Below are 6,774 nucleotides of genomic sequence, written 5' to 3'. Positions count from 1 at the left end.
CTCCTACACAGCGTTTATTGCCGTATTGCGAGTGCAAATATAGAACGCTTTTTCGTTTTTCCAAACTCTGAAAACAATTATTTTAAAATTATTTTTTAACAAAATGATTATCAATCGAATATTTTTGAGGTTTTTTATTGACTATGGCCTTTCAGACCTTAAATTTGCACTTTAGTTTAAATAATAGCCATGAATAATTCCGTTGAATATACATCAACTCAAAAAAATCGAATTCGTTTAGCCGTTTCGTTGTTCTTTTTTTCACAAGGTTTAGCTTTCTCATCTTGGGCAAGTCGAATACCAACGATTAAATCAGAATTAGGAATTTCAGAAGGTCAGTTAGGAACTTTATTGTTGTTGATGCCAATTGGTCAATTGTGTACAATGGCGCTTTCGGGCAAGTTAGTCGCAAAATATGGAAGTAAAAACGTATTGCAAATTGTTGTTCTAATTTATCCAATGCTTCTTTGTTGTATTGGTTTAGCACAAGACTTTTATCAATTAGGAGCAGTTTTATTCTTTTTTGGTGTAGTTGGTAATATGTGCAACATTTCTGTGAATACACAAGGTGTTGAGGTCGAAAAAATATATGGTAAATCAATTATGTCGTCTTTTCATGGTGCGTGGAGTATTGCTGGTTTTACTGGAGCTTTGATTGGTTTATTGATGATGAATTTACATATCAATACATTTTATCATTTTGTACTTATTTATGGTTTAATTGTATTGAATTGGATGGTGAATAAGAAATATTTGGTTGATTCCATTCCGTCTCCAGCAAAGGAAAAGAAATCTATTTTCTCAAAACCTGATATAGTGCTGGTTCAATTAGGAATAATAGGTTTTCTAAGTATGGCGACAGAGGGTGCGATGTTTGATTGGAGTGGTGTTTATTTTCAAGATATTGTAAAAGCGCCTCAAAATTTAGTTGTCGTAGGATATGCTTCTTTTATGGTGATGATGGCTATAGGTCGTTTTGTTGGTGATTATTTTATCAGTAAATATGGGAAGCAGCGTATTTTACAAATTAGCGGAATATTGATGTTTTCTGGCTTGATGCTTTCGGTATTTTTTCCTCAATTTATAGTGTGTACCATTGCTTTTATGATGGTGGGACTTGGTGTGGCATGTAATGTGCCAACGGTTTATAGTGTTGCCGGAAAAAATAAGAATGTTAATCCAGGAGTAGCTTTGGCAATGGTTTCGAGTATATCTTTTTTAGGATTTTTGATGGGCCCTCCACTTATTGGATACATTGCAGAGGTTTCAGATTTGAGATATTCTTATGCGCTATTTGCATGTTTCGGATTGATTATGGTTTTTATGGTTGGAAGAATGAAAATTTTTAAGGCATAATAACAGTTTTCCTTGAATATTTTTCTATTAAATAGGTTTTATGAACTTTTAAGTAAAAAATAATTCCAATAAAATAGCAAACAACATCAATTACATCACCGGTATAATTCGTAGAATATTTTGGCATAATAAATTCCATTAACAGCGCTAAAACAGTAGCTGTGATGATTAAATATGATGTTGGATAAATGTATAATTGTCCGTTATATTTTAGTTTCGAAATGATATAACAACCCAGATGAGTCATAGCAGGAACAGCAAAAATATCAGTTAAATAATGATTGATATAGTCGATTTCGATGGCATAAATACGTGTAATTTTCACGAAAATCCAACTTAATAAATAGAGACAAAAGTAGGGATCGAACAATTTCATCCTTATACCACAAGTAGAATAATCAAAACACAAAAAATACCCAAAATTGCAAGAAATATAAAAAACGCATCGTCTATTAATTTTTGTGTGGTACTTCGTTTATCTTTATTTTCCATTATTCAAACAAATTTTTACAAAATTATTTTATTCATTTAGAATAGCATAAGACGAATGTCATTGTAAAGTGTTTAAAATAGGATAAGGCTATTATTTAAAACAAATTTCTTAACTTTAACTGTGTGAATATTGTTAATTTTATCAATAAAACCGTCATTTCGAGTGGAATTCTGAAAGAATTTTGTATTGAGAAAAAGGTTTTTGAAGGTGAAATTCTATTCTCATACAATTTTTCTTTATTTTATTTCGAAATGTTATTCGAACTGACGAATTTTAATTCAAAATACATAACGGGTTAACTTTAATAAATTAAATAATTGATCATGAAAATACTTTTATTATTTCTTTTTCCAATTTGTCTTTTTGCACAATCAATTGGCTATTTTGACTCAAAGTATAAACAAAATTTATCGCTTGAGAAGAATAATAAATTGATGCAAGATTATGTAAAACATCATAATAATCAACTGACAACGGTTTCTCCTCTAAATCCTATTGAAGAAAGAATTGAGTATAGATTTGATGATTCTATGACCATAGCACAAAATTTAATTAGAAGTATTGTACATGAGATATTTTTAAGTAAACCATTGAAATTAGGGAAATAAAAAAGCCCAATCTTTTAATTGAGCTTTTAAAATACTATAAAAAATATATAAAAAATTCTGAACTTAGAATTTAATATCCTCTGTTGTAGCGATTAAATCTTGTAATGTTTCACGGCGACGAATTAAATAATCTTTGTCATCAATTAACAAGACTTCCGCTGGTTTGAAACGCGAATTATAGTTTGATGCCATCGAGAAACAATATGCTCCTGCATTGTGGAAACATAAAATATCACCTTCGCTAATTTCATTTATTTTACGATTCGATCCAAACGTATCTGTTTCACAAATGTACCCTACAACAGTGTAATAACGACTACGTCCTTCTGGGTTAGAAATATTTTCGATTTCGTGGTGAGCGCTGTAAAACATTGGACGAATTAAATGATTAAATCCTGTGTCTATTCCAGCAAAAACAGTAGACGTTGTTTGTTTTACAACATTTACAGATGCTAAGAAAGATCCTGCTTCAGAAACCATGTATTTTCCTGGTTCAAACATTAGTGTTAATGGTTTTCCATACGCTTTTTCAAATGCATTGAAACGTGCTGATAAACGTTCTCCTAAATATTCGATGTCTGTTTCATCTGCTCCTGGATAATAAGGAACTTTAAATCCTGATCCAAAATCGATGTAAGATAAATTCTTGAATTCTGCAGCAACTTCAAATAAAATTTCTGCTCCTTGTAAGAAAACATCAATGTCCAAAATATCAGAACCTGTATGCATATGTACTCCGTCCAAATGTAAACCTGTATTTTCTACAACACGTTTGATATGTGGTAATTGATGAATAGAAATCCCGAATTTAGAATCGATGTGTCCTACCGAGATGTTCGCATTTCCGCCCGCCATAATATGCGGATTGATACGTACACAAACTGGATATTTAGGAAAATCTTGCCCAAATGTTTCTAAAACCGAAAGGTTATCAATGTTGATACGAACGCCTAATTCAATTGCTTTTTTGATCTCTGCATACGAAACGCCATTTGGCGTATAAATGATTTCTTTCGGTTTGAAACCCGCCATTAATCCTAATTCTACTTCTTGAATAGAAACTGTATCCAATCCTGAACCAAGTGATTTAAAATACTTTAAAATATTAAGATTTGTGTTCGCCTTACATGCATAATTTAACTTTAAACGTTTGACTGTAGAAAATGCATTGGTCATCTTATCATATTGCGATTTTATTTTGTTCGCATCATATACATATAAAGGTGCGCCATATTTTTGCACCAATTCTAATAGACGTTCTCTATTCAGTTCCATTTTGTTTAATTTTTTGTTTAAAGTTAAATTTCAGTTGCCAAAATTACGGAAATCAAATGGTTTTCTGACGATAATTCAGAATAAACTTGTTAAAAATCAATAAATTCGAATTTAATTTAAAAGATTAGTTTTTATTTCGAATATTATTCGTTAATCTAAGTTTTAACCCTTCCACCATTCTTTGAAATAAAACACCGAATCGTTCAGATTTACTGTTTCACCGATCATCGGAGTTAAAATATCAACCTTATTCTGCTTGCCATATTCCACAACTTTTTCTAAAGGTTCGTCCCAAGCATGTTTTGCTAATGCAAATTTTGCAGCATGTACAGGAATTATGTGTTTCGCTTTTAGATCGGTAACAATAGCAGGAATATCCGTTGGTAATGCATGAATGTATTTCCACGCATCGTTGTATTGTCCATTTTCGAGAATCGCAAAATCAAATTGTCCATATTTTTCTCCTATTTCTTTGAAATGTGTGTCATAGCCACTGTCTCCACCTAAGAATAGTTTTTGCGTTGGGGTTTTCAAAACATAGGAAGTCCAAAGTGTAACGTTGCGTTTAAATTTTCGACCAGAAAAATGACGAGCAGGAGTAAAGGTTATTTCAAGATTATTCTTCAACTTTATAGTAGTATACCATTCTTCTTCGATTAATTGTTCTGGTAAATAATTCCATTTTTCGAAATGTGCACCAACACCTAATGGCAAAATTACTTTATCCACTTTATGTTGTAATTCTTTTACCGTTTCATAATCCAAATGATCGTAATGATCATGTGAAATCACTAAATAATCAATCTTCGGAAAATCCTTTGTATGGTAGGTATTTGCTCCTTTAAATGCTTTATTGAAAATTGGTAAAGGTGAACCATGTTCACTAAAAACAGGATCAATTAAGAAATTAACACCATCTAATTGAATGTAATAAGACGAATGTCCCAACCAAATGAAGATATTTTCAGATGGATCAATTGATAAAATATCTGTTTGAATATGAGGAATTGAATCTTTTGGAGAAATATTCGAGTCTTTTTTACCGAAAATAAAATCCCACATCACTTTTTTAGCATCATAGCCTTCTGCAAAAGCAGGTGTGTGATTGAGGTTTTGAAACTGTCCATTTTTATAATGTTTAGATTGTTTCATTCGTTCCAAACGTTCTCCAGTAGCTTCTGCACCAAACGTATTCATTTGTAGAATGGCAAAAGTTATTAGTGAAAATAAAATAATGAGAGAAAGAATGAAGTAAAACATTTGTTTAAAAACTTTTCGGTGATTGATTTTTTTCATTTGGTTCAAAAATATAAAATGTTTTCAAATTGATAAGTTGTAAAAGGTAATGTAACATTTGTAACTTTCAAATTAAATTACTTTTATCAATTTTGTAACCGATTAGAAAAGTATAACGAATGGAATTTATCTTACAACCTTGGCCATGGTACGTTGGTGGCCCAATAATCGCAATCGTAATGTTATTGCTGATTTATTTTGGAAAAAGTTTTGGATTTTCATCTAATTTCAGAACCATTTGTTCTGCTTTTGGAGCTGGAAAATCATGTGATTTTTTCTCTTTTGATTGGAAAGCACAAAAATGGAATTTATTATTCTTGGTGGGTGCTGTAATTGGAGGTTATCTATCGGTACATTTTTTATCAGATAATCAAATTCCAGCAATTTCAGAAGCGACAATCGCACAATTAAACGAAATGGGTTTTGAAAGTGCAGGAAAAACATATTCTCCTACCGAAATATTCGAAACTATGTCGATTAAAAATATTGCCTTATTATTTGTAGGTGGATTATTAATTGGTTTCGGAACACGCTATGCAGGTGGTTGTACATCTGGACACGCAATTTCTGGTTTGAGTGATTTGCAATTACCTTCATTAATTGCTGTAATCGGATTTTTTATCGGTGGACTTTTAATGGTTCATGTATTGTTTCCTTTAATTTTTTAATTTCATGAGAAGTTTAGTTTATATCATATTAGGTGTTATCTTTGGTGCAACCATGTATAAGGCAGAAACAGCCTCTTGGTTCAGAATTTTTGAAATGTTCAATTTTCAATCTTTCCATATGTACGGATTTATTGGTTCGGCATTGGTTGTCGGAACGATTGGAATTCAATTAATGAAAAAGAAAGAAGCAAAAGATATTAATGGTCAGAAAATTGTGATTCAACCCAAAGCAAAATCGATTGCACGTTATTTAATCGGAGGTATTTTCTTCGGTTTAGGTTGGGCATTAGTTGGAGCTTGCCCTGGTCCAATTTTTGTATTGTTAGGTGCTGGTGTTTATCCAATTTTAATTACAATTGCTGGTGCATTAATAGGTACTTTTGTTTACGGAAAAGTTAGAAATAAAATCCCACATTAAACATGATAAAAGAGAAAATAGAAGCAACTTACCCTTATCAATTTGAAGATGAATTGTTGGATGAAATTAATGAATTAGGTTCATTGATCGAGTTCAAAGCAAATGATGTCATGATCGATTTAAACCAATTTATCAAAGGAATGCCCATTCTTTTGAAAGGTGCTATTAAGATTATGCGCGAGGATTTTGATGAAGGTGAATTGTTGTTATATTTTCTTGAAAAAGGGGATACATGTGCCATGACAATGGCGTGTTGTTTGGGTGATAGACAAAGTAAAATTCGTGCTATTGCCGAAACAGATGGTGAATTGGTGATGATTCCGATTACTAAAATGGACGAATGGTTAGCGAAATATGCTTCTTGGCGTCGTTTTATTTTTGATAGTTATAACAATAGAATGGAAGAGATGTTGGTTGCGATTGACAATTTAGCATTTAATGACATGAACCAACGATTGAAAAAATATCTGTTGGATGTTGCAAGTATTAACAAAGGGAAAGTGATTGTGAAGACACATCAAGAAATAGCATACGAACTCAATACTTCTCGTGTGGTAATTTCTCGCCTTTTGAAAGCATTAGAAAAAGAAGGTTTCCTTCAATTAAATCGAAACGAAATCACGATTAATTAAGAATCATACAATAAAAAAGGAATCTCAA

General features: G+C 31.6%; 8 protein-coding genes. 5 read left to right on the top strand and 3 right to left on the bottom strand.

What is annotated here, in order from left to right:
- Window positions 1-189: 189 nt before the first annotated feature.
- The gene (locus Q0616_RS08770; protein ID WP_298776532.1) at window positions 190-1,356 is read left to right on the top strand and encodes an MFS transporter; all 1,167 of its coding nucleotides are present in this window, start codon (window positions 190-192) and stop codon (window positions 1,354-1,356) included.
- Here Q0616_RS08770 and Q0616_RS08765 read toward each other — a convergent pair.
- Entirely contained in the window at window positions 1,346-1,681 is a 336-nt protein-coding gene (locus Q0616_RS08765; RefSeq protein ID WP_298776530.1) for a hypothetical protein, read from the bottom strand. The two genes, Q0616_RS08770 and Q0616_RS08765, sit on opposite strands and share 11 nt — an antisense overlap.
- 491 nt (window positions 1,682-2,172) lie before the next feature.
- On the opposite strand from Q0616_RS08765, the gene Q0616_RS08760 reads away from it, so the two are divergent.
- The gene (locus Q0616_RS08760) at window positions 2,173-2,457 is read left to right on the top strand and encodes a hypothetical protein (RefSeq protein WP_298776528.1); all 285 of its coding nucleotides are present in this window, start codon (window positions 2,173-2,175) and stop codon (window positions 2,455-2,457) included.
- A gap of 63 nt (window positions 2,458-2,520) precedes the next feature.
- Here Q0616_RS08760 and lysA read toward each other — a convergent pair whose 3' ends face one another.
- Entirely contained in the window at window positions 2,521-3,732 is a 1,212-nt protein-coding gene (lysA, locus tag Q0616_RS08755) for a diaminopimelate decarboxylase (protein ID WP_260544175.1), read from the bottom strand.
- Window positions 3,733-3,894: 162 nt separating this feature from the next.
- Entirely contained in the window at window positions 3,895-5,028 is a 1,134-nt protein-coding gene (locus Q0616_RS08750) for an MBL fold metallo-hydrolase (RefSeq protein ID WP_298776523.1), read from the bottom strand.
- A gap of 119 nt (window positions 5,029-5,147) precedes the next feature.
- Here Q0616_RS08750 and Q0616_RS08745 point away from each other — a divergent pair, with 119 nt between their 5' ends.
- The 3 genes from Q0616_RS08745 to Q0616_RS08735 are packed head-to-tail and all read left to right on the top strand — an operon-like array spanning window position 5,148 to window position 6,746.
- Window positions 5,148-5,696: a YeeE/YedE thiosulfate transporter family protein gene (locus Q0616_RS08745; protein ID WP_225539051.1), complete on the top strand. Its 549-nt coding sequence runs from the start codon at window positions 5,148-5,150 to the stop codon at window positions 5,694-5,696.
- A 4-nt stretch (window positions 5,697-5,700) separates the two neighbouring features.
- Window positions 5,701-6,114 carry a DUF6691 family protein gene (locus Q0616_RS08740; protein ID WP_298776520.1) on the top strand — a complete coding sequence of 138 codons (414 nt, stop codon included), beginning with the start codon at window positions 5,701-5,703 and terminating at the stop codon, window positions 6,112-6,114.
- A 2-nt stretch (window positions 6,115-6,116) separates the two neighbouring features.
- Window positions 6,117-6,746, top strand: a complete 630-nt coding sequence (locus Q0616_RS08735; protein WP_171622875.1) for a Crp/Fnr family transcriptional regulator — start codon at window positions 6,117-6,119, stop codon at window positions 6,744-6,746.
- Window positions 6,747-6,774: the final 28 nt, after the last annotated feature.

It is taken from the genome of uncultured Empedobacter sp., assembly GCF_937930195.1.
Classification (GTDB): Bacteria; Bacteroidota; Bacteroidia; order Flavobacteriales; family Weeksellaceae; genus Empedobacter; species Empedobacter stercoris.
The sequence above is the reverse complement of the archived record's forward strand: the minus strand, read 5'-3'. Positions and strand labels throughout refer to the sequence as shown.

Bases quoted from the DNA above. Each gene is read 5' to 3' on its own strand.
- Q0616_RS08770 (WP_298776532.1), top strand. From the start codon at position 190: ATGAATAATTCCGTTGAATATACATCAACTCAAAAAAATCGAATTCGT.
- Q0616_RS08760 (WP_298776528.1), top strand. From the start codon at position 2,173: ATGAAAATACTTTTATTATTTCTTTTTCCAATTTGTCTTTTTGCACAA.
- lysA (WP_260544175.1), bottom strand. From the start codon at position 3,732: ATGGAACTGAATAGAGAACGTCTATTAGAATTGGTGCAAAAATATGGC.
- Q0616_RS08750 (WP_298776523.1), bottom strand. From the start codon at position 5,028: ATGAAAAAAATCAATCACCGAAAAGTTTTTAAACAAATGTTTTACTTC.
- Q0616_RS08745 (WP_225539051.1), top strand. From the start codon at position 5,148: ATGGAATTTATCTTACAACCTTGGCCATGGTACGTTGGTGGCCCAATA.
- Q0616_RS08740 (WP_298776520.1), top strand. From the start codon at position 5,701: ATGAGAAGTTTAGTTTATATCATATTAGGTGTTATCTTTGGTGCAACC.
- Q0616_RS08735 (WP_171622875.1), top strand. From the start codon at position 6,117: ATGATAAAAGAGAAAATAGAAGCAACTTACCCTTATCAATTTGAAGAT.